The organism is Streptomyces sp. DSM 110735, from assembly GCF_016482685.1.
Taxonomy (GTDB): domain Bacteria; phylum Actinomycetota; class Actinomycetes; order Streptomycetales; family Streptomycetaceae; genus Streptomyces.
This window is the reverse complement of record NZ_JACYHF010000012.1, coordinates 60663-81345: the sequence shown is the minus strand read 5'-3', so window position 1 is coordinate 81345 and position 20683 is coordinate 60663. Positions and strand designations below refer to the sequence as shown.

General features: G+C 73.0%; 14 protein-coding genes. 11 read left to right on the top strand and 3 right to left on the bottom strand.

Features of this window, described 5'->3' with window-relative positions; translation table 11 throughout:
- The first annotated feature begins 40 nt into the window (after positions 1–40).
- The 3 genes from IF655_RS19505 to IF655_RS19495 all read left to right on the top strand — a co-directional run bounded on the left by IF655_RS19505 (position 41) and on the right by IF655_RS19495 (position 6628).
- A complete protein-coding gene (locus IF655_RS19505; RefSeq protein ID WP_199586310.1) occupies positions 41–1981 on the top strand; it encodes a serine/threonine-protein kinase in 1941 nt (646 codons plus the stop codon).
- A 165-nt stretch (positions 1982–2146) separates the two neighbouring features.
- The gene (locus tag IF655_RS19500) at positions 2147–4813 is read left to right on the top strand and encodes a protein kinase (RefSeq protein WP_199586188.1); all 2667 of its coding nucleotides are present in this window, start codon (positions 2147–2149) and stop codon (positions 4811–4813) included.
- Positions 4814–5023: 210 nt separating this feature from the next.
- The gene (locus IF655_RS19495) at positions 5024–6628 is read left to right on the top strand and encodes a serine/threonine-protein kinase (protein WP_199586187.1); all 1605 of its coding nucleotides are present in this window, start codon (positions 5024–5026) and stop codon (positions 6626–6628) included.
- Positions 6629–6649: 21 nt separating this feature from the next.
- On the opposite strand, the gene IF655_RS19490 is transcribed toward IF655_RS19495, so the two are convergent.
- The gene (locus IF655_RS19490; RefSeq protein WP_199586186.1) at positions 6650–7063 is read right to left on the bottom strand and encodes a hypothetical protein; all 414 of its coding nucleotides are present in this window, start codon (positions 7061–7063) and stop codon (positions 6650–6652) included.
- A gap of 217 nt (positions 7064–7280) precedes the next feature.
- Between IF655_RS19490 and IF655_RS19485 the strand changes: the two genes are divergently transcribed.
- Positions 7281–8942 carry a serine/threonine-protein kinase gene (locus IF655_RS19485; protein WP_199586185.1) on the top strand — a complete coding sequence of 554 codons (1662 nt, stop codon included), beginning with the start codon at positions 7281–7283 and terminating at the stop codon, positions 8940–8942.
- A 24-nt stretch (positions 8943–8966) separates the two neighbouring features.
- Here the strand turns inward: IF655_RS19485 and IF655_RS19480 are convergent, their stop codons facing one another.
- A complete protein-coding gene (locus IF655_RS19480; protein ID WP_199586184.1) occupies positions 8967–9866 on the bottom strand; it encodes an AraC family transcriptional regulator in 900 nt (299 codons plus the stop codon).
- 103 nt (positions 9867–9969) lie between these two features.
- Here IF655_RS19480 and IF655_RS19475 point away from each other — a divergent pair, with 103 nt between their 5' ends.
- The 4 genes from IF655_RS19475 to IF655_RS19460 all read left to right on the top strand — a co-directional run bounded on the left by IF655_RS19475 (position 9970) and on the right by IF655_RS19460 (position 15387).
- On the top strand, positions 9970–10860 hold the full coding sequence (locus IF655_RS19475; protein ID WP_199586183.1) for an MBL fold metallo-hydrolase: 891 nt from the start codon (positions 9970–9972) through the stop codon (positions 10858–10860).
- Positions 10861–10900: 40 nt separating this feature from the next.
- A complete protein-coding gene (locus IF655_RS19470; RefSeq protein ID WP_199586182.1) occupies positions 10901–11770 on the top strand; it encodes a serine/threonine-protein kinase in 870 nt (289 codons plus the stop codon).
- Between the two features lie 125 nt (positions 11771–11895).
- Positions 11896–13509, top strand: coding sequence for a succinic semialdehyde dehydrogenase (locus IF655_RS19465; protein WP_199586181.1), 1614 nt, complete (start codon positions 11896–11898; stop codon positions 13507–13509).
- 48 nt (positions 13510–13557) lie between these two features.
- The gene (locus IF655_RS19460; RefSeq protein WP_307814974.1) at positions 13558–15387 is read left to right on the top strand and encodes a GMC family oxidoreductase; all 1830 of its coding nucleotides are present in this window, start codon (positions 13558–13560) and stop codon (positions 15385–15387) included.
- A gap of 527 nt (positions 15388–15914) precedes the next feature.
- Here IF655_RS19460 and IF655_RS19455 read toward each other — a convergent pair.
- Positions 15915–16172 (bottom strand): chorismate mutase, encoded by a 258-nt coding sequence (locus IF655_RS19455; protein WP_199586180.1) that lies wholly within the window; start codon positions 16170–16172, stop codon positions 15915–15917.
- Between the two features lie 318 nt (positions 16173–16490).
- Between IF655_RS19455 and guaA the strand changes: the two genes are divergently transcribed.
- The 3 genes from guaA to IF655_RS19440 all read left to right on the top strand — a co-directional run bounded on the left by guaA (position 16491) and on the right by IF655_RS19440 (position 20548).
- Positions 16491–18071 carry a glutamine-hydrolyzing GMP synthase gene (gene guaA, locus IF655_RS19450; RefSeq protein WP_199586179.1) on the top strand — a complete coding sequence of 527 codons (1581 nt, stop codon included), beginning with the start codon at positions 16491–16493 and terminating at the stop codon, positions 18069–18071.
- A 126-nt stretch (positions 18072–18197) separates the two neighbouring features.
- A complete protein-coding gene (locus IF655_RS19445) occupies positions 18198–18992 on the top strand; it encodes a class II aldolase/adducin family protein (RefSeq protein ID WP_199586178.1) in 795 nt (264 codons plus the stop codon).
- 269 nt (positions 18993–19261) lie between these two features.
- Positions 19262–20548: a hypothetical protein gene (locus IF655_RS19440; RefSeq protein WP_199586177.1), complete on the top strand. Its 1287-nt coding sequence runs from the start codon at positions 19262–19264 to the stop codon at positions 20546–20548.
- The last annotated feature ends 135 nt before the right edge of the window (positions 20549–20683 follow it).

Below are 20683 nucleotides of genomic sequence, written 5' to 3'. Positions count from 1 at the left end.
CAATGGAGGCTCTGTCAGGGCGGGTTGCATGAGGGGACGCATGTCGGAGGCGGAGCGGGCGGGGACATCCCGTCAGGAGACTCGTCAGGGCAAGAACGAGCGTCGTCTTCTCGCCGGGCGGTACCGGCTGGGGGACGTGCTGGGCCGGGGCGGCATGGGCACGGTGTGGCGTGCCGAGGACGAGACCCTGGGCAGGACGGTCGCCGTCAAGGAGCTGCGGTTCCCGTCGAACATCGACGAGGACGAGAAGCGGCGCCTGATCACGCGCACCCTGCGCGAGGCCAAGGCGATCGCCCGGATCCGCAACAACAGCGCGGTGACGGTCTTCGACGTGGTCGACGAGGACGACCGGCCGTGGATCGTCATGGAGCTGGTCGAGGGCAAGTCCCTGGCCGAGGTCATCCGCGAGGACGGCCTGCTGGAGCCGCGGCGCGCCGCCGAGGTCGGTCTCGCCGTCCTGGACGTGCTGCGCTCGGCGCACCGCGAGGGCATCCTGCACCGTGACGTGAAGCCGTCCAACGTGCTGATCGCCGACGACGGGCGGGTGGTGCTCACCGACTTCGGCATCGCGCAGGTCGAGGGCGACCCGTCCATCACCTCCACCGGCATGCTCGTCGGCGCGCCCTCCTACATCTCTCCGGAGCGCGCCCGGGGTCACAAGCCCGGTCCGGCGGCGGACCTCTGGTCGCTGGGCGGTCTGCTGTACGCGGCGGTCGAGGGCACCCCGCCGTACGACAAGGGTTCGGCCATCGCCACCCTCACCGCCGTGATGACCGAGCCCCTGGACGAGCCCAAGAACGCGGGCCCGCTGCGGGACGTCATCTACGGCCTGCTCACCAAGGACCCGGCGCAGCGGCTCGACGACGCCGGTGCCCGCGCCCTGCTCAACGACGTGATCCGCGCCCCGGAACCCCAGGTCCTGGAGCCCACCCGGGTCGTGCCGCTCCCGGTGCAGCCCGGTCCCGAGGAGAAGCGGGGCGAGGAGGCGTCGGACAAGCTGCGCGGGGCGCTGCGTTCGGTCCGCAAGGCGGGCGGAGCGGGCGCGGCCGGCGGCGCGGGGGCGAAGGCCGCCGGTCAGGGTGCGCCGAAGACCACGACGGCTTCCGGACCGGCGTCGCAGGGCGCCTCCGGGACCTCCGACTCCGTCGGCAACAAGCCAAGTTCGGGCTGGCCCGTCATGCCGCCGCCGGACCTCGACCTGCCGCCGCGCCCGGTGCCCAAGGCGCCGCTGACCGACGTGGTGCCCCGGCGCACGCTGGTGATCATCGCGGTGGTGGTGGCCCTCGCGGTGATCGGTGTCGTCCTCGCCGTCGCCCTCAGTGGTGACGACGGGTCGGACAAGGGGGGCGGCTCCAAGGCGGCTCCCTCGTCCTCCGCCTCCGTCAAGCAGGACGACCACGACGGCAGGGGCAAGGGCGGCGGCGCCGCGCCCGACGGCGGTTCCTCGGCGAGCACCGCGAACGGCACGTCGGCGAGCGCGGAGACCGCCTCCTCCGAGTCCGGCTCGTCCGGTTCGGACGACGACTCCTCCGGCAAGGGCGGCGCCGCACCGGTCGCCTCGACCCACAAGGCGGCCCAGGGCTACTCCATCGGCCTCCCCAAGGGCTGGTCCTACGAGTCGTCCTCGGGCGCCGGTGACCGGTACACAGGGCCGGACGGCCAGAAGCTGCTCGTCGGCTGGACCAGCACGCCCAAGGACGACCCGGTGGCGGACTGGCAGAACCAGGAGCACGCCATGGTGCGTTCCCAGTACCAGCGGGTCCGCATAGCCAAGGTGCACTACCGCGACTGGAACACCGCCGACTGGGAGTTCACCTACGTCGACGACGGCACCAAGTACCGTTCCATCGACCGGGGTTTCGTGGTCAACGACCACCTCGGGCAGGCGCTGATGTACACCGCGAAGGCGGACCACTGGGACAGCGCGCTGCGCAAGGACACCTGGAAGACCCTGACGGAGTCCTTCGAGCCCAACTCGTGACCTGAACGAGCCCAGTTCGGGAGCGCGAGAATCCGTCATCCCCTCAATGCGGGTTGCCTCCGGCACGTATCGTGAGGGGTCGCGGACCGTACGCAGCGGGGTGTACGCGCGAAGCGGACCGTCAGGGGAACGATCCTGGGCGACCGTACGGCAGGGGGTGGCGACGTGGACGAATACGCGGGCCGAGTGCTCGCCGACCGCTACCGTCTGCCGTTGCCGCCCTCCGACGAGTACGAACTGACCGAGACGCGGGCCTTCGACACCTACAGCGGCCAGGAAGTGATGGTCCGCCAGGTGCCGTTGCCCGAGGTCGTCGAGGCGGAGGTCATCGACGCCGAGGGGCTGCCCGACGGGTTCACCGCGCGGGAGCGCGGGCGGCGTCCCTCGGCTGCCCGGGGTGCCACCCGCAGGCCGGCCGACCCCGCCGTGCGACGCGCGCTGGAAGCCGCGCAGGCGGCCGCCCGGATACCGGACCACCCGCGCCTGGACCAGGTCTTCGACGTGTTCGCGGAGGGCGGTTCGCTCTGGATCGTCAGCGAACTGGTGTCCGCACAGCCCCTGTCGGCGCTCCTCGCCGAGCAGCCGCTCAACCCCTACCGCGCCGCCGAGGTCGCCTCCGACGTGCTGATGGCGCTGCGCGTCCTGCACGCCCACGGCTGGACCCACCGCAATGTCACCGCCCGCACCGTCCTCGTCTGCGACGACGGACGCGTCCTGCTGACCGGGCTCGCGTCCGGGGCGGCGGAGGAGGCGCTGTGCGGGTACGACCCGGTGCCGGTGGAGCCCGGGGAGCTCCCGCCGCCGCAGCCGCGTCAGGTCGGCGCGCCGCCCGGTCCGGGTGGCCCGGGGAAGCCGGTCGAGGGGTCCGGCGGCGGAGGTACCGGTGCGCCGCTCGGCGCCGGTGCGACCGACGCTGGCGCCCTGCCCGCCCGCCCAGGACCCGGTCCCGGTACCGCTCCCGACGCCGGTGCCGACACCGACCCCGAAGCCGCCCGGCGTGCCGCGATCCAGGCGCGGGCCGCCGCCGCGGGCGGGGAGTCCGGGGCGTCCGGACGGCGCGCGCTGGAGAGCGGGGAGGACATCCGCGCCGCCCGCGCCGGTGCCATCGCCGCGTACCGCGCGGGAGCGCGGGCGGCGGCCCGGGTGCACGAGACCCAGGACCGTACCGCCCTCCCCGGCGCCCGTACGCCCGAGCCGGGCGAGACGAACGACGCCGAGGCGGGGTCCCGGTCCCCGTACCCCGAGCCGCGCCCCGCCGAGCCGCGCCGTGGCGCGCTGCCCGCCGCCGGGCCGCACGCCGAGCGGCCGTACGCCAACGGGCGGGAGTCCGCCCCGCCCGGCACCATCGCCGACCCCTACGGCGTGGCGGGCAGGCCCTGGCACGGCGCCGCTCCCCGCACCGGAGGCGTGCCGTCACCCGCGCCCGCCGCGCCGAGGGCGCTCGGTGGTGACACCGGTAACGGCGCCGCCGCGCACGGCGTCGAGCACATCCACCCCCAGCCCGCGATCCCCGCGCAGAACGGCGGGGTCTCCCGGTGGGACGAGATCGGTCCCGTCGGGGGCGCTCCGCGCGGACCCGGCAACGCCATCGCCGCCGAGCGGGCCCGGCAGATGCGGATGAGCGTCGTCGGGGCGGTCACCGAGCGGTGGGCGCCGGAGCAGGCAGGACCGGTGCACGAGAACTGGCAGTTGGCGGCGCCGATCGGTCCCGCCACCGATCTGTGGGCGCTCGGGGCGCTGCTGTTCCGCGCCGTGCAGGGGCACGCGCCGTATCCCGAGGAGGCGACGGCCGAGCTGGTGCAGTTGGTGTGTGCCGAGCCGCCCGCCTTCGCGGAGGAGTGCGGGGCGCTGCGCCCGGTCGTGGAGTCGCTGCTGCGTCAGGACCCCACCGAGCGACCGGACGTCGAGGAACTCGCCGGATGGCTGCGCTCGTTGGTGCGTTCCGCGCCCGAGCCGGACGCCGGTGCGCATGTGGTGCCCGTGCCGCCCGCCGACCCGCGCAGGCTGCCGATAGTGCGGCGGCGCGGCGAGCTGGTGCGACGGCGCCGCAACCGCGCGCCCGCCCGGAACCCGCACGCCCGGCACAAGCGGGGGCGCCCCGAGCCGGAGCGTTCACCGCGCAGCCTCGGACGGCTCCTGGTGCTGCTCGTCCTGCTCCTGCTGGCCGGGGCGGTCGCCTTCGCGATGCTGTTCCTGCCCAAGCGCGGGGAGGACGGCGCGGCGGGACGCGACCACGCCGGTACGGCCGGACAGGCGAGCCCCGCCCCCTCCCACGAGCAGCGCCCAAGTCCCGGTGACGGCAAGGGCGATGACAAGGGGGACGACAAGCCGACCGCCTCCGCCCCCGCCGCCGAGACCCAGACCGGCGGTGCCTCGGTGGCCGACGGTTTCACCCTGCGCTCGGACCCGGACGGCTTCCGGGTCGCCGTCGCCAAGGGCTGGGACCGCGCCCCGCGCAACAACAGCGGTCAAGTCGTCTACAGCCACGGGAACTTCGAGCTGATCGTCGTCCCCGGCAGGGACGGTACGGGCTCCAACGGCACCGACCCGATGGTGTACCAGCGGGACAAGGAGCGCGAACTCCAGCCGTACCGCTCCTCCAGTTGGGCCACCGCGACCGGTCTGAGGACCATCGAGGTGGGCGGACGCACCATGGCCGAGGGGCAGTTCACCTGGACCGACGCCGACGGGCGCGACCTGTACGTGCGCAACATGGCGATGCTGCTGAACGGCCGCTACCACGTCGTCCAGGTCCGGGGTCCGGAGGCGGAGCGGGACGAGGTGACACGGCTGTACGACCAGGCCACGTCGACGTACCGCTACACGGGCTGAGCGGCGCACCGGCACGTCGGCGCGCTGAGCCACCGTCACGAGGCGGGCGAAGCGGCTAAACCCAGTGGGGGAGCCGGGGTTGGGTTCCCGGCACAGTGCGGAAGCGACAACCGTCACAGTGCTGTCTCCGTAGGACCCCACCGGTTCCCTGCGGGGCGGCCGGTCCTTAGTCTGACCCTGTCAAGAGCATTGCGGGGCAACGTGAATCAGATGCAGGGCCTGCTCATAGCGGGCCGCTACCGGCTCGCCGATTCCATCGGCAGCGGCGGCATGGGCCGAGTGTGGCGTGCCCACGACGAGGTGCTGCACCGGAAGGTCGCCGTCAAGGAGCTGACCGCCGCGCTCTACGTCTCCGACAGCGAGCAGAGCGTCCTGCTGGCCCGCACCCGTGCCGAGGCCCGCGCCGCCGCGCGCATCAACCACTCCGCCGTCGTCACCGTGCACGACGTGCTCGAACACGACGGCCGCCCCTGGATCGTGATGGAGCTGGTCGAGGGCGAGTCGCTGGCCGACGCGGTGAAGGAGCGCGGTCGCATCGAGCCGCGCGAGGCGGCGCGCATCGGGCTGTGGGTGCTGCGGGCGCTGCGCGCCGCGCACGGGGCGGGGGTGCTGCACCGCGACATCAAGCCCGGCAACGTCCTGCTCGGCCGCGACCGGCGCGTCCTGCTCACCGACTTCGGCATCGCCCAGATCGAGGGCGACGCCACCATCACCCGCACCGGAGAGGTCGTCGGCTCGGTCGACTACCTCGCCCCGGAGCGGGTGCGCGGCCACGACCCGGGCCCGGCGTCCGACCTGTGGGCGCTCGGCGCCACGCTCTACACGGCGGTCGAGGGGCGCTCGCCCTTCCGCCGCACCTCGCCGCTCACCACCATGCAGGCGGTCGTCGAGGAGCGCGAGGCACCGCCGGAGCACGCGGGTCCCCTCGGTCCCGTCATCTCCGCCCTCCTCCAGAAGGAACCCGCGCTGCGCCCGACCGCCCAGGACGCGGAACGGATGCTCTCCGACGTGTCCGAGGGCCGCGCGACCCACCCGGTCCGCGTGCCCGCGCAACCGGGCGCGGGAGGAACCCCCACCGCCGGAGCGGGTCTCCCCGGCGTCCCGACGGCGACGAGCCCGACGGCCCCGGTGTCCGCCACGCCCCGCACCGGGCTGGTACGGCGCAGGCACCGCAACCGCACCGTCGCCCTCGTCGTCGTCCTCGCGGTCGTCCTCGGCGCGGCCGCCGCCGTCGGCTACCAGAAGTGGGGCGCGTCGAGGCACACGGAGAGCACGGGGGACCCCACCCGCGCGCCGGAGCCGACCGGCACGCCCACGAAGGGCACCGGCGGCGTCCCGGCCGACTGGGAGCGCCACGACGACCCGGTGGGGTTCAGCCTCTCGCTGCCCCCGGGCTGGAAGCGGTCCGTCTCCATCGACCAGGACGGTCTGCGGCAGGTCGACTACTCGCCCGACAAGGGCAAGCACCTCGTGCGCGTCGCCGTCGACACCGCGCCGGACTTCCCCACCTCGTACGACCACCTGAGCAACCTGGACCAGCAGGTCTCGCACCGGCTGCGGTTCCAGGAGTACAAGCGGCTGAGCCTCAAGGAGGAGGTCTTCCGCGACCAGCCGGGCGCCCACTGGGAGTACACATGGAACGCGCTGGCCAAGGACGCGCCGCACTACTTCCCCGGGCCCTATCACGCCATCGACGTCGGCTTCATGGACGGCGACGGCACCGAGTACGCCCTCTACGAGGCGTCACCGGCGGACGACTGGCCCACCACCAGGAAGCAGTTCGACTGGATCCTGCGGAGCTTCCGGAAGGACTGATCCGCAGGGGGCGTCCGAGACTCAGGCGGCGTCCGAGCAGGTACGGACGATCTTGCTGCCTTCCATGACCGCCACCTGGGCGCCGATGTAGTCGAGCGCGTCACCGGAGGGCGACGCGTAGGTGCTGAAGGAGAGGGTCGTCCCGTTGCCGTTGGAGTTGGCGTGCCAGGGCCAGTCCGTCACCCATCCGGTGTGGTCGTCGATGGAGTAGAGCCGGATGGCGACGTGGTGACCGTCGGCGGACGTGTCCTTGACCCAGCCCTTGATGTCCACGTGGTGGGCGGTCCAGTTGGTGAACGTGAGACTGCCCGAGGCACCGGTCACGGAACAGGCGGCTCCGCCGCTCGCCGCGCTGGCGTTGGTCACGGTGGCGGTGGCGAAAATCGCCACCGCCGCGACGCCGGTGACGGAAAGACGCTTCAACATGTTTCCCATAAGGAAAAGGTAAGACGTCCATGATTCACACGGCAGTCTGATTCCGGTCGCCCGTTCTGTCCCGTACGGGGCATAACTCTTGGCAATTCACCGTGCTTTGTATTTTTTTCGAAGCGGAGCGCGGCCGAAAACGATCGCGCCGGGCTCCGTGGTGCCGTCTCGTCTTGGCTGGTCACCGTCACGGAGGGTGTACGTCCGGTACGGCATGATGGGGACCATGGGGACCGAGGGGCACGACTTCCGTGTGGTCGCGGGCCGTTACCGCCTCCGGGCGCGCATCGGACGCGGTGGGATGGGCGTCGTATGGCGGGCCGAGGACGAGGTGCTGGGCCGCCTTGTGGCGGTCAAGGAGATCGTCCAGGACGACTCCGCGCCGGACGCGGACGCCCGGCTGCGGCGTGAGCGGACCTTCCGCGAGGCGCGGGCGGTGGCGCAGTTGCACCATCCGCACATCATCGTCGTGCACGACGTGGTCGAGCAGGACGAACGCCCGTACATCGTCATGGAGTTGATCGACGGCGGCTCACTCGCCGACCGGATCGCCGAGCAGGGCCCGCTCACCCCGGAGGAGGCGGCCCGGATCGGCGCCGACCTGCTGAGCGCGCTCAGCACCGCGCACGCCGCCGGGGTGCTGCACCGGGACATCAAGCCCGCCAACGTCCTGGTCGAGTCGGGCACCGACCGCGCCGTCCTCACCGACTTCGGCATCGCCCGGGTCGCGGGCGCCACCACGCTCACCGAGACCGGCTCCTTCGTCGGCTCGCCCGAATACACCGCGCCCGAGCGGATGTCGGGTCTGCGCAGCGGTCCGGCGGCAGACCTGTGGTCGCTCGGCGCGCTGCTGTGCACGGCGCTCAGCGGCGAGTCGCCGTTCCGCCGCGACTCGCTCGGCGGCATCCTGCACGCCGTCGTCAGCGACGAGATCCGGCCGCCCGCCGAAGCCGAGCCGCTGCTGCCGGTCATCCGGGGGCTGCTGGAGCGCGACCCCGAGCGACGACTCGACGCGGCCGACGCCGAACACATGCTGCGCGCCTACCTGGAGACGGGACGCACGCCACCCCTGCCCGGCACCCCGACCCGTGCGCCCCGGCTGCTGAACGCGGCCCGCGCCGTCAGATCCGCCGCCCACCCGGACCGTACGGCGGACACCCCGCACCCGCCGACCGAGCACGCGGCACCCCCGCCCGTCGCCGCCGCCCCCGTCCCGGCGCCCGGCACCAAGTGGCCGAGCCGGAGTGCCCTGGTGGCGGCGCTGCTGGTGGCGGCGGTGGCCGGAGCGGCGGCGTCGGCGGCGGTCCTGCTGACGCACCAGAACGGCGGCGAACGCGGCGGCACCCCCGGCACCACGGCGACCCGCCCCCCGACCGACAGCCGGAGTCCCTCGCGCACCCCCAGCGTCCCCGCGACCCCCACCACCCCGTCCCGTCCCGTCGCCCCCTCCGGCTACCGCACCGCCCGCGACCCGGCGGGGTTCTCCCTCGCCGTGCCGCTTGCCTTCACCCGCGAACGGCAGGGCGAGCGGGTCTTCTACTTCTCCGCCGGGGACACCTTCCGGCTCGGCGTGAAGGTCGCCCGCCCCGAGACCGGCGGTCCGGCGGCAGTCCTCGACCGGGCCGCCGCCGACGGCACCGACACCAACCCCGGCTACCGCGACGGGCGGGTCACCGAGACCACCCGCGCCGGACACCCCGCCGCCCTCTGGGAGTTCACCTGGAACGGCTTCAGCACCGCCGAGGGCGCCCGGCACACCTACGACCTGTGCTGGGAGGAGGGCGGCCGGATGTACGACGTGTGGGTGTCGGCGCCGGTCGGCAAGGTGCGCGAGGCGCGGGAGTACTTCGACGTGGCGGTCGGGACGTTCACGGTGACGGCGCGCTGAGTCCCCTCGGCGCCGTCAGGCGCCTCACGCCGCCCGTGCCGCGTCCCGGTACTTCCCCGGCGTCACCCCGAACTCCCGGCTGAACGCGTGCGAGAGGGCGTACGGGCTGCCGTACCCGCTCACGCGGGCGACCGTCGCCAGCGGCGCGTCCGAGGCGCGCAGGGCGGTGGCGGCGAGCGTCAGCCGCCACCAGGTGAGGTACGCCATCGGCGGACGCCCGACCAGCGCGGTGAAGCGGCGGGCCAGGGTGGCGCGGGAGACGCCCGCCTCGGCGGCGAGCCGCTCCATGGTCCAGGGGGCGGCGGGATCGGAGTGCAGGGCGCGCAGCGCCGCCGTGGTCACCGGATCGCTCAGCACCGCCGGCCACACCCCGGACCCGGCGCCGTCGAGGCAGGCGCGGACCATGTAGACGAGGAGCAGGTCGAGCAGGCTCGGCAGGGCGAGACACGAACCCGGGCGCCGCTCGTCCAGCTCCCGCGACAACAGGTCCACGGCGGAGCGCAGTTCGGGATGCGCGCCGACCCGGTGGGGGAGGTGCACCACCTGCGGCAGCTCGGCCAGCAGCGGATGCGTACGGCTGCGGTCGAGGCGGTACTTGCCGCACAGCAGCTCCACCTCGGACCCCGTCCCGCCCGTGCCCCGCGCCTCCTCCAGCGGCACCGCGCGCCGCGCCGCGTCCGGTCCCGCCGTACGGTCCGCCAGCACATGTCCCGCGCCGTGCGGCAGCAGCACCACGTCCCCGGTGCCCAGGGTCACCGGATCGCCGTCGTCCGGCAGCAGACGGCAACCGCCGCTCAGCACGACATGGAAGCCCGCCCCCTCGTACGACGGCAGCCGCACGCTCCAGTCGCCGCCGACCCGGAGCCGGTTCGAGGAGGGGCTGCCCACCCGCACCGCCGAGATCGCGTCGCTCACCACGTCCATGGGGTCGATCCTATCGAGGAGGGCGCTCGGGTGAGACGCTCGCGTATCTGGTCGAGCCTGTCGAGCATGGAAAGGATCACCAGTGATCCCTATCGTCGGAGACATGGCTGACGACAACGCGCAGGGTTTCGTGATCGGAGACGTCGAGGTGTTCCCCGTCGTCGAGTGGGCGGGACCGTACGTGCCCCTCGACACCCTCGTCCCGGACCTGCCCCCGCAGGCGTGGCGGGCGGACGAGGACCGGCTCGTCCCGGACCACCTCCAGGACGGGCGTGCCGTCGTGGCGCTCCAGACCTGGGTGGTGCGCGGCGGCGGCCGTACGGTCCTGGTGGACACCGGGGTCGGGAACGGGCGCGAGCGGCCCGGCAACCCGCTCTTCCACCAGCGGCAGGGCGACTTCCTGGAGCGGCTGGAGCGAGCCGGGGTGCGCCCCGAGGGCGTGGACGTCGTCGTCAACACCCACATCCACGGCGACCACATCGGCTGGAACACCCATGAGGTGGACGGCAATTGGGTGCCGACCTTCCCCAACGCCCGCTATCTGGTCCCCGGCGCCGACGACCGCCACTTCGGTCCCGAGGGCGGTTACGCGGGCGGGACGCGCCCCGACGACCGGCTGATGTACGAGGACAGCATCGCGCCCGTGCACCGTGCCGGACAGACCGTGCTGTGGGACGGCGCCCACCGGCTCGACGGCGATCTCGTCCTGGAGTCCGCCCCCGGACACACCCCCGGCTCCTCCGTCCTGCGCCTCCAATCCCGGGGCGAGCGCGCGGTGTTCGTCGGTGACCTGCTGCACAGCCCGGTCCAGGTCCCGCATCCCGAGTGCGGGAGCCGCTTCTGCCTGGACCCCCGGCAGGCTGCCACGACACGGGTCCGGGTGCTTGAACGCGCCTCCGAAGAGCGGGAGTTGGTGATTCCCGCGCACTTCGGGGGAAGTGGTGCGGTGCGCGTCTCGAAAAGGGGCGGCGAGTTCGTCTTCCACAACGCCTGACCCTTCGACAAGGGCGGGGTGCGCACGGTACTCATGAGGCATGAGTGGAGACGGTGAACTCGCGTCCGGTGGACGGCTGATCGGCGGACGCTACCGGCTCGTCGCCCGTATCGGGTCCGGACCGACCGGCACCGTCTGGCGCGCCCGGGACGAGCGGGACGGGGGCGAGGTCGCCGTCAAGGAGCCCTCGCTGCCCGGGAGTCCGTCCGACGACGAGGACAGCGCCCGGATCGCCCACCGGCTCCACCGCGAGGCACGCGCCGCCGCCCGGGTGCGCCACCCCGGCGCCCTGACACCGCGCGAGGTGCTCACCGAGGACGGACTCCCCTGGATCGTCATGGAGTTGGTCGAGGGCGAGTCGCTGAGCGAGGTCGTGGCACGTGGTCCGCTGCCCCCCGCCGAGGCTGCGCGAGTCGGGCTCGCCGTACTCGCCGCGCTGCGCGCCGCGCACGCGGTCGGCATCGTGCACCGGGACATCAAGCCCGCCAACGTCCTCGTCGAATCCGGCACCGGACGCGTCCTCGTCACCGACTTCGGCATCGGGGACGGGCACACCGAGGCGGCTCCGGCCGGATTCGTCGCCCCGGAACGCGCCTCCGGACCCGGCGCGGGACCCGCCTCCGACCTGTGGTCCCTCGGCGCCCTGCTCGCCCTGGCGGTCGAGGGCGGCGACGCCGGTCCGCTCGCCCCGCTCCTGGACCGCCTGCGTGCCCCGTCCCCGGCGGCGCGCCCGACGGCGGACGAGGTGGCGGCGGCGCTGGAGGCGTGCCGGGCGGGCGGGTCCGTGGGCGCCGGTGCCGATGCGGTCGCCGGTGCCGGTGGTGCCGCCGCTTCCGTGCCCCGGGACCGGGCCACCGCTCCCGCGCCGACCGAATCCGCCCCCGCCCTCGTTTCCGACGCGGTCCGCTGATCCGCGCCGACAACGCCCTGATCAGCGCGTTTGCCGCCAGTGATCACTGGCGTGATGTGTGCGGCCGGTGAAAGGGCATTACCGACGGGTACACAAAGCGTCCGGCCCGGCATACCCTGCGGCTCATGACGGACTCGCAGGCCCCGGAAACCACCGGCACCAACCCGCTCGCCCCGGCTCCCGAAGGCGTCCGCACCGCCGCCGACGTGGTCACCCCGGAGCTGGTGGCCCAGTTGACCAAGGGCGTGACCGGCTCGGGCCGTACCGCCAACCACACCCCCTTCACCGGCGAGAAGCTGGCCGACCTGCCCGAGTCCACGCCCGAGGACGTGCTCAAGGCGTTCCAGGCGGCCCGCGCGGCACAAGCCGTCTGGGAGCGGGTCCCGGTGCGCGAGCGCGCCGCCGTCCTGCTCCGCTTCCACGACCTGCTCCTGGAGCGCCAGTCCGAGGTGCTCGACCTCGTCCAACTGGAGACCGGCAAGGCGCGGTTGCACGCCCACGAGGAGGTGCAGGCGGTCGCCGTCGCGGCCCGCCACTACGGCCGCAAGGCGCCCGCGTACCTGCGCCCCAAGCGGCACACCGGCGCCATCCCCACCCTGACCAAGGTCACCGAACTCCGGCAGCCGCGCGGGGTGGTGGGACAGATCGCGCCCTGGAACTACCCGCTGGAGCTGTCGGTCGGCGACGCGCTGCCCGCCTTCGTCGCCGGTAACGCGGTGGTGATGAAGCCGGACACCGAGACCTGCCTGACCGCCCTGTGGGCGCGCGACCTGCTCATCGAGGCGGGGCTGCCCGCCGACGTCTTCCAGGTCGTCCTCGGTGAAGGACCGGTCGTGGGACCCGAGTTGGTCAAGCACGCCGACTACGTCTCCTTCACCGGCTCCACCCGCACCGGACGCGAGGTCGCCCAGGGCGCCGCCGCCCGCCTGGTCGGCGTCTCCCTCGAACTCGGCGGCAAGAACGCCATGCTGGTCCTGGAGGACGCCGACATCGAGAAGGCAGCCGCAGGAGCCGTCCGCGCCTGCTTCTCCTCGGCCGGTCAACTCTGCATCTCCATCGAGCGGTTGTACGTCCACGAGTCCATCGCCGACGCCTTCCTCGACCGCTTCACCGCCCGCACCCGCGCCCTGCGCCTGGGCAACTCCCTCGCCTACGGCGCCGACATGGGCTCCCTCGCCGGGGAACGCCAGCTCAAGGCCGTCGAACGCCATGTCCAGGACGCCGTCGCCAAGGGCGCCAAGGTGCTCGCGGGCGGGGTCGCGCGCCCCGACGCCGGACCGTACTTCTTCGAGCCCACCGTGCTCGACGGGGTCGAGGACACCATGGCCGTGTGCGAGGAGGAGACCTTCGGTCCGGTCGTCTCCGTCTACCGCTTCCGCACCGACGACGAGGCGATCGAGCGCGCCAACGCCACGCCGTACGGCCTCAACTCCTCGGTGTGGACCGAGAGCGCCCGCCGTGGCCGGGACGTCGCCGCCCGGCTGCGCACCGGCACCGTCAACGTCAACGAGGGCTACGCCCCCGCCTACGGCAGCGCCCAGTCCCCGATGGGCGGCATGAAGGACTCAGGGCTCGGCCGCCGCCACGGCTCCGAGGGCATCCTCAAGTACACCGAGGCGCAGACGGTCGCCCAGCAGCGTCTGCTCCCCATGGCCCCCTCGCTCGGCATGGACGACGCCGCCTACGCCGCCTTCATGAGCCGCAGCCTCAGGCTGATGAAGGCGTTCCGCTTCCGCTGACCCCCACCCGCCCCGCCGTACCACCACCGTTCTCGACGAGGAGAGCACGTGTCGCAGGAGAAGACTGTCCAGACCCGGAACGAGGAAGGGCGCGACGAGGGTCGCGACGACGGTTACGACTACGACGTGCTCGTGGTCGGCTCCGGCTTCGGCGGCTCGGTGACCGCCCTGCGCCTGACCGAGAAGGGATACCGCGTCGGCGTCCTGGAAGCCGGGCGCCGCTTCACCCGCGACACCCTCCCCAGGAACTCCTGGGACCTGCGCAACTACCTGTGGGCTCCCAAGCTCGGTCTCTACGGCATCCAGCGCATCCATCTGCTCGGCAACGTCATGGTGCTGGCCGGTGCGGGCGTCGGCGGCGGCTCGCTGAACTACGCCAACACCCTCTACGTGCCGCCGAAGGCGTTCTTCGACGACCCCCAGTGGCGGGACATCACCGACTGGCAGGAGGAGCTGAAGCCGTACTACGACCAGGCGAAACGGATGCTCGGCGTCCGGCTCAACCCGACCGTGACCCCCTCAGACACGCATCTGCGGGCCGCCGCCGCGCGCATGGGCGTGGGCGACACCTTCCACATGGCGCCGGTCGGCGTGTTCTTCGGTGACGGCGAGGACGCCGACGGCACCGCGAAGGCGCGCCCCGGGGAGCAGGTCGCGGACCCGTACTTCGGCGGCGCGGGACCCGAGCGCCGCGCCTGCACCGAGTGCGGCGAGTGCATGACCGGCTGCCGCCACGGCGCCAAGAACACCCTCAACGAGAACTACCTGTACCTCGCGGAGAAGGCGGGCGCGGTCGTCCACCCGCTCACCACGGTCGTCTCGGTCACCGACGACTCGCGCGGCGGCTACGCCGTCGCCACCCTCCCCACCGACCGCAAACGCACCGGCCAGGGGCGCCTCTTCACCGCCCGCCGCGTCGTCCTCGCGGCCGGCACCTACGGCACCCAGACCCTGCTGCACCGCATGAAGGCGGGGCGCCAACTTCCTTACCTGTCCGACCGGTTGGGCGACCTCACCCGCACCAACTCCGAGGCGCTGGTCGGCGCCCAGACCGACGACCGCCGCTACCGCAAGGCGCACGGCGCGGACAAGGTCGACTTCACGCGCGGGGTGGCCATCACCTCCTCCGTCCACCCGGACGACAACACCCACATCGAGCCGGTCCGCTACGGCAAGGGCTCCAACTCGATGGGCGGTCTCACCATCCTCCAGGTGCCCTACGCCGAGGGCTCCTCGCGCGTCCTCGGCTGGCTCGCGCACGCGCTGCGGCACCCGGTGCAGCTCGCCCGCTCGGTCTCCAACCGGCGCTGGTCGGAGCGGACCATCATCGGTCTGGTGATGCAGTCGCTGGACAACTCGCTGACCACCTATCTGAAGCCCGGCGGCGTCGGCAAGGGGCTGCTCACCGCCCGGCAGGGGCACGGCGCCCCCAACCCGACCCAGATCAGGGCAGCCACCGAGGCCGCCTCCGCGCTCGCCGCCGAGATCAACGGCTTCCCGGGCAGCAACGTGGGCGAGCTGATGGGCACCCCGCTCACCGCGCACTTCCTCGGCGGCTGCCCCATCGGGGACTCCCCTCGGACCGGCGTGATCGACCCGTACCACCGGCTCTACGGCCACCCCGGCATCTCGGTGGTCGACGGCGCCGCCGTCTCCGCGAACCTCGGCGTCAACCCCTCGCTCACCATCACCGCGCAGGCGGAGCGGGCCATGTCGTACTGGCCGAACAAGGGCGAGGAGGACCCGCGCCCGGCGCAGGGAGTGGCGTACGAGCGGCTGAAGCCGGTGGCGCCGCGCAGTCCGGCGGTCCCGGCGGAGGCGTTCGGGGCGTTGAAGCTGCCGCTGCTGAAGGTGCCGACGGTGCCGAAGCGGGACTGAGGACTCCGGGGCGGCGATGTCGCGGCCGGGAGGTTTCCGGACCCGGACATGCCACGAGGGACCTGTGTCCCCCTCCGAACGCAGGTCCCTCGACGCTTACCGTTTTCTTGATCCGGCAGCAGGTTCGATCGGTGAGGGCCCGGAAGGGTTGCGCCGCCGTACGGGTATTTCCGGTGTGGCGTCGGTCACAGGGTGAGAGCGCAGTGCTGTATGTACGGTTTTCCGCCGGACGGCCCCGGGCGTCCCCGGAGCCGACCGTTTCTCTTGGGTGACCGGGCTGCTGTCCCCTGCCGTCCGATCACTTTCCTGGAGCGAGGTCCCACGGCGCACGGCACGACCCGTACGCCTCATCGCTCCAGCGAGCCACGCGTGGTTCTGTCGGGCCCGCCCCTGGCTGGCACGGACACCGGGATCAACGAAGCGGCGCGCGCGGCGGTCACGCGCCGTACGGGTGAGAGCGGCACCGAACTCAGATACGGCCCTTGACCCGCGCGGCGCCCGGGCCGTGACGTGCGTGGCGCACGCGCTCAGACGCGCCCCCGGCACAGTTCGAGCAGGGTCATCGCGAGCGTGGTGCCGGGCTTGCCGAGGGCGTCGCGGTAGCGGCCGAGGATCTCCATCTCGCGCGACAGGCTCACCCGGCGCCCGCCGGAGGCGATGCGCGCCTCCTGGACGACGGCGGAGACGGCCATGCGCTCCTGGACGAGACCGAGGATGCGGTCGTCCAGGGCGTCGATGCGCTCACGGGCGCCGGCGATGGTCTCTTCCGCGGTGACGGTGGTCATGTTCGGGGCTCCTCGAAGAAGGGGTGCGACCCGGCGGTGACAGAACCCGGAAAACGACAGGCGCCCCGGGCCTTGTCGGCCCGGGGCGCCTGGTAAGTGCTTGGCGTTGGCTCAAGCAGCACGACCATGGCGACCGGCGGGCCGGTTGCCATAGGTAAAGACGAAGGTCGTCTGCGTGAACATGCGGCCAGTATGCCACGGCGGTCCGGGGCGCGGTCCCGGTTTCTCCCGGGCCGCCCGGCGCACGGGGAGGGTGCCCCTGCCCGCCCCGTTAGAATCGGACGTACAGACCCCCGCCCAACCGCCGGAAGGCACCCCGTGTCATCAGCGACCCAGTCTGCCGCCGCCCCCGACACCGTCCTGGTCGTCGACTTCGGCGCGCAGTACGCCCAGCTCATCGCCCGTCGCGTCCGCGAGGCGCGGGTCTACAGCGAGATCGTGCCCAGCACCACGCCGGTCGCCGAGATGCTCGCCAAGAACCCCGCGGCGATCATCCTCTCCGGAGGCCCCTCCTCGGTCTACGAGGAGAACGCCCCCCAGCTCGACCGCGCCCTGTTCGAAGCCGGTGTCCCCGTCTTCGGCATGTGCTACGGCTTCCAGCTCATGGCGCAGACCCTCGGCGGCACCGTCGACAACACCGGCGCCCGCGAGTACGGCCGTACCGACCTGCACGTCTCCAAGTCCGGCTCCACCCTCTTCGAGGGCACCCCGGACGAGCAGCACGTGTGGATGTCGCACGGCGACGCCTGCTCCGCCGCCCCCGAGGGCTTCTCGGTGACCGCCTCCACGGACGTGGTCCCGGTCGCCGCCTTCGAGAACGACGAGAAGCGGCTCTACGGCGTCCAGTACCACCCCGAGGTCATGCACTCCACGCACGGTCAGCAGGTCCTGGAGCACTTCCTCTACCGGGGCGCGGGTCTGACCCCGTCCTGGACCACGGGCAACGTGATCGAGGAGCAGGTCGCCGCGATCCGCGAGCAGGTCGGCGACAAGCGCGCCATCTGCGGTCTGTCCGGCGGCGTGGACTCCGCCGTCGCCGCCGCCCTCGTGCAGAAGGCGATCGGCTCCCAGCTCACCTGCGTCTACGTCGACCACGGTCTGATGCGCAAGGGCGAGACCGAGCAGGTCGAGAAGGACTTCGTCGCCGCCACCGGCGTCCAGCTCAAGGTCGTCGACGCCGAGGAGCGGTTCCTCAAGGCGCTCGCCGGGGTCTCCGACCCCGAGGAGAAGCGGAAGATCATCGGGCGCGAGTTCATCCGCGTCTTCGAGCAGGCGCAGGCCGAGATCATCGCGGACGCGGGTCCGGCCGTGGAGTTCCTGGTCCAGGGCACCCTGTACCCGGACGTGGTCGAGTCCGGCGGCGGCACCGGCACCGCCAACATCAAGTCGCACCACAACGTCGGCGGTCTCCCCGAGGACCTCGAGTTCCAGCTCATCGAGCCGCTGCGCAAGCTGTTCAAGGACGAGGTCCGCATGGTCGGCCAGGAGCTGGGTCTGCCGGAGGAGATCGTCCAGCGCCAGCCCTTCCCGGGTCCCGGTCTCGGCATCCGCATCGTCGGCGAGGTCACCAAGGAGCGCCTTGACCTGCTGCGTGACGCCGACGCCATCGCCCGTGAGGAGCTGACCGCCGCCGGTCTCGACCGCGAGATCTGGCAGTGCCCGGTGGTCCTGCTCGCGGACGTCCGCTCGGTCGGCGTCCAGGGCGACGGCCGCACCTACGGCCACCCGATCGTGCTGCGCCCGGTCTCCTCCGAGGACGCCATGACCGCCGACTGGTCGCGCCTGCCGTACGACGTGCTGGCGAAGATCTCCACCCGGATCACCAACGAGGTCCGCGACGTCAACCGTGTCGTCGTCGACGTGACCTCCAAGCCGCCGGGCACCATCGAGTGGGAGTGACCCCGGCGCGGGTCCTCTGACCAGCTCCACCGGAGGTGGAACGGCTCCGGCCGTTCCACCTCTTTTGGTACGCGCCGCACGACGGTACGTTCCGGTCCGTAAAGCACCCCCAGCGCTGGAGGACCCATGCAGCGGCCCACCCCTCCCTCGCCCATGCCCACCGACCGGCTGCGGTTCGCGATGCCGCCCATGCACGAGTCGGTCGAGGACGAACGCCGCCACCGCAAGGAACGGCTCGCGGGCGCCCTGCGGCTCTTCGGGCGGGCGGGGTTCGAGGACGGGGTGTCCGGGCACATCACCGCGCGCGATCCCGAATACAGCGACTGCTTCTGGGTCAACCCGTTCGGGATGCCCTTCAAGCACGTCACCGTGAGCGATCTCGTCCTGGCCAACCAGGACGGGCAGGTCGTCGAGGGGCGCTACCACGTGAACCAGGCCGCCTTCACCGTCCACGCCCAGGTGCACGCCGCCCGCCCCGACGTCGTCGCCGTCGCGCACTGCCACTCCGTGCACGGCCGCGCCCTCGCCGCCCTCGGCGACCTCATCGCCCCCCTCACCCAGGAGAGCTGCGCCTTCTACGAGGACATCGCGCTCTACGACGCCTACACCGGTGTCACGGTCGACGCCGAGGAGGGACGCCGTATCGCGGACGCGCTCGGCTCCCGCAAGGCGCTGGTCCTGCGCAACCACGGGCTGCTCACCGTCGGGGACTCGGTGGACGCCGCCGCCTGGTGGTTCATGTCCCTGGAACGCTCCTGCCAGGTCCAGCTCACCGCCCGCGCCGCCGGACGCCCCGTCCTCATCGACCATCGGCAGGCCGTCGCCACCCGGGAACAACTCGGGGGCGACCTGGTGGCGTGGATCAACTACCAGCCGCTCTGGCAGGACATCAGCCGGAGCGAGCCGGACCTGCTGAGCTGAGGGGGGCGTACGGCGGCGTGCGGGGGGCGTGCGGGGTCGCGCCGCGGGCGGTGCGGGGGGCGTGCGGGGGCGACGCGGGGTTGTGCGGGGTCGTGCGGCGTCAACACGGCGCCATCCGCTTCACCCGCCACGACCCGGACCGGCTGCGACCGGCGCCCCGAGGTAGGGCACAATTCGCTTTGATCACAGGGGAGTTGTGTCGGGGCCGAAGTGCGCGCTGTGGGTGACTTCGGCCGGGTCCGGATGCGCGGGGAAGGCGGTCGGGGGTTGTGGCGGTACAGGAGGCGAGACGGGGCGCGTCGGTGGACGCCGACGGCGCCCACACGGGCGGCTGCACGTGCGGCGACTGCCCGCACGGCGCGCGCGAGGGACACCGGCGCGCGGTCGCCGCGTTCCTGCGCCGCCGTGACGAGTTCGCGGCCGGTCACGGGCTGCCCCAGGCGGTGGCCCACTCGGCGTCGGCATCGCGGCAGTGGGTGTCCGCCGAGCTGACCCAGCGCGCGGAGACCATCGCCGAGCGCGGTCGCGCGGAGGGCGAGGCGTGGCTGGCCGGGCTGTGGACGCGGACCGTGTGCGTGGCGTGGGGCGCGGTCGTCGTCCTGCTCCTCGCGCAGGCGCTCACCGCGATCGGCGCGGGCTGGAGCAACGCCCGCACCGCCGGTCTGCTCGCCGCCGTGGTCGTCGCGGGCGCGCTGACCACCGCCTCCTGGTTCCACCGGAGGCGCGGTGGGGTGCTCGCCCCGGTGATCGGCGAGGACAACCGCATGTCCACCTCCCGTACCGTCGCCGCTTCCTGGGTGCTCTTCGTCGCCTACGCCGTCCTGCTCCTGGCCGGGCGCCTTGCCGCCGCCTCCGACCCCGCCGAGCGCGACGCCCTGATCGCGGGTCTCGACCTCGCGCGCGGCGTGGGCGTGGTGACCGTGCTCGCCGTGGTCTGCGGCATCGCCGTCCTGGTCCGCCGGGTGGTCGGACTGCGCGTGCTCGGACAGCGGCTCCAGAAGGTCTCCGCGCACCGGCCGCGCGCCGCCGACCTGCTGACCGACGACGCGGGGCGGGGCGCCTTCGCCGACATCCAGTACGTCGTCATCAGCGCCGTCGCCCTCCTCTTCGCCGCCGTCCGCCTCGGGCGCCGCCCCGACCAGTTGCCCGACCTGCCCTGGGGTCTCGCGGTCGTGGTGCTGATCTCCGCCGCGACCTACCTCGCCGGGAAGTACGCCGAGGGTGGCCGCCCGGTGATCCTCTCCGTGGTCCGCGCCCGCGAGCCCGGCGACCTGGACGGTCCGATCCGCACCGGGGACGACATCGAGATCCGCGGCAGCGGCTTCGTCCCGCCCGGCGCGCAGGGCGCCGACCGGCTCGCCCGTCTGGTCGTCCGCATCGGCGTGGTCGACGTCCACGTCCCCCTGGTCCCGGTCCCCGGCGGCTTCCGCAACCCGACGGACAGCGTCCTGACGGTCCCCGTACCGGCCGAGGTCGAGCCCGGCCCGGTGGAGGTCCAGGTGGTGACGGCGGCCGGGGTGGGCACGAACCGGTACCCGGTCGAGGTCGTCGACTGAGCGGGCTCTCATCCGACCGCTCTTTTGCCACATGTGCGGTGTGCCGGTGCCCCCGATAACCGGAAAAACCGCCGGGGGAGGATTGAACCGGCCCCGTTTGTCATACGTATCGTCCTGTTGAGGGGTCCGGCACGG

Bases quoted from the DNA above. Each gene is read 5' to 3' on its own strand.
- IF655_RS19505 (WP_199586310.1), top strand. From the start codon at position 41: ATGTCGGAGGCGGAGCGGGCGGGGACATCCCGTCAGGAGACTCGTCAG.
- IF655_RS19495 (WP_199586187.1), top strand. From the start codon at position 5,024: ATGCAGGGCCTGCTCATAGCGGGCCGCTACCGGCTCGCCGATTCCATC.
- IF655_RS19490 (WP_199586186.1), bottom strand. From the start codon at position 7,063: ATGGGAAACATGTTGAAGCGTCTTTCCGTCACCGGCGTCGCGGCGGTG.
- IF655_RS19485 (WP_199586185.1), top strand. From the start codon at position 7,281: ATGGGGACCGAGGGGCACGACTTCCGTGTGGTCGCGGGCCGTTACCGC.
- IF655_RS19480 (WP_199586184.1), bottom strand. From the start codon at position 9,866: ATGGACGTGGTGAGCGACGCGATCTCGGCGGTGCGGGTGGGCAGCCCC.
- IF655_RS19475 (WP_199586183.1), top strand. From the start codon at position 9,970: ATGGCTGACGACAACGCGCAGGGTTTCGTGATCGGAGACGTCGAGGTG.
- IF655_RS19470 (WP_199586182.1), top strand. From the start codon at position 10,901: ATGAGTGGAGACGGTGAACTCGCGTCCGGTGGACGGCTGATCGGCGGA.
- IF655_RS19465 (WP_199586181.1), top strand. From the start codon at position 11,896: ATGACGGACTCGCAGGCCCCGGAAACCACCGGCACCAACCCGCTCGCC.
- IF655_RS19455 (WP_199586180.1), bottom strand. From the start codon at position 16,172: ATGACCACCGTCACCGCGGAAGAGACCATCGCCGGCGCCCGTGAGCGC.
- IF655_RS19445 (WP_199586178.1), top strand. From the start codon at position 18,198: ATGCAGCGGCCCACCCCTCCCTCGCCCATGCCCACCGACCGGCTGCGG.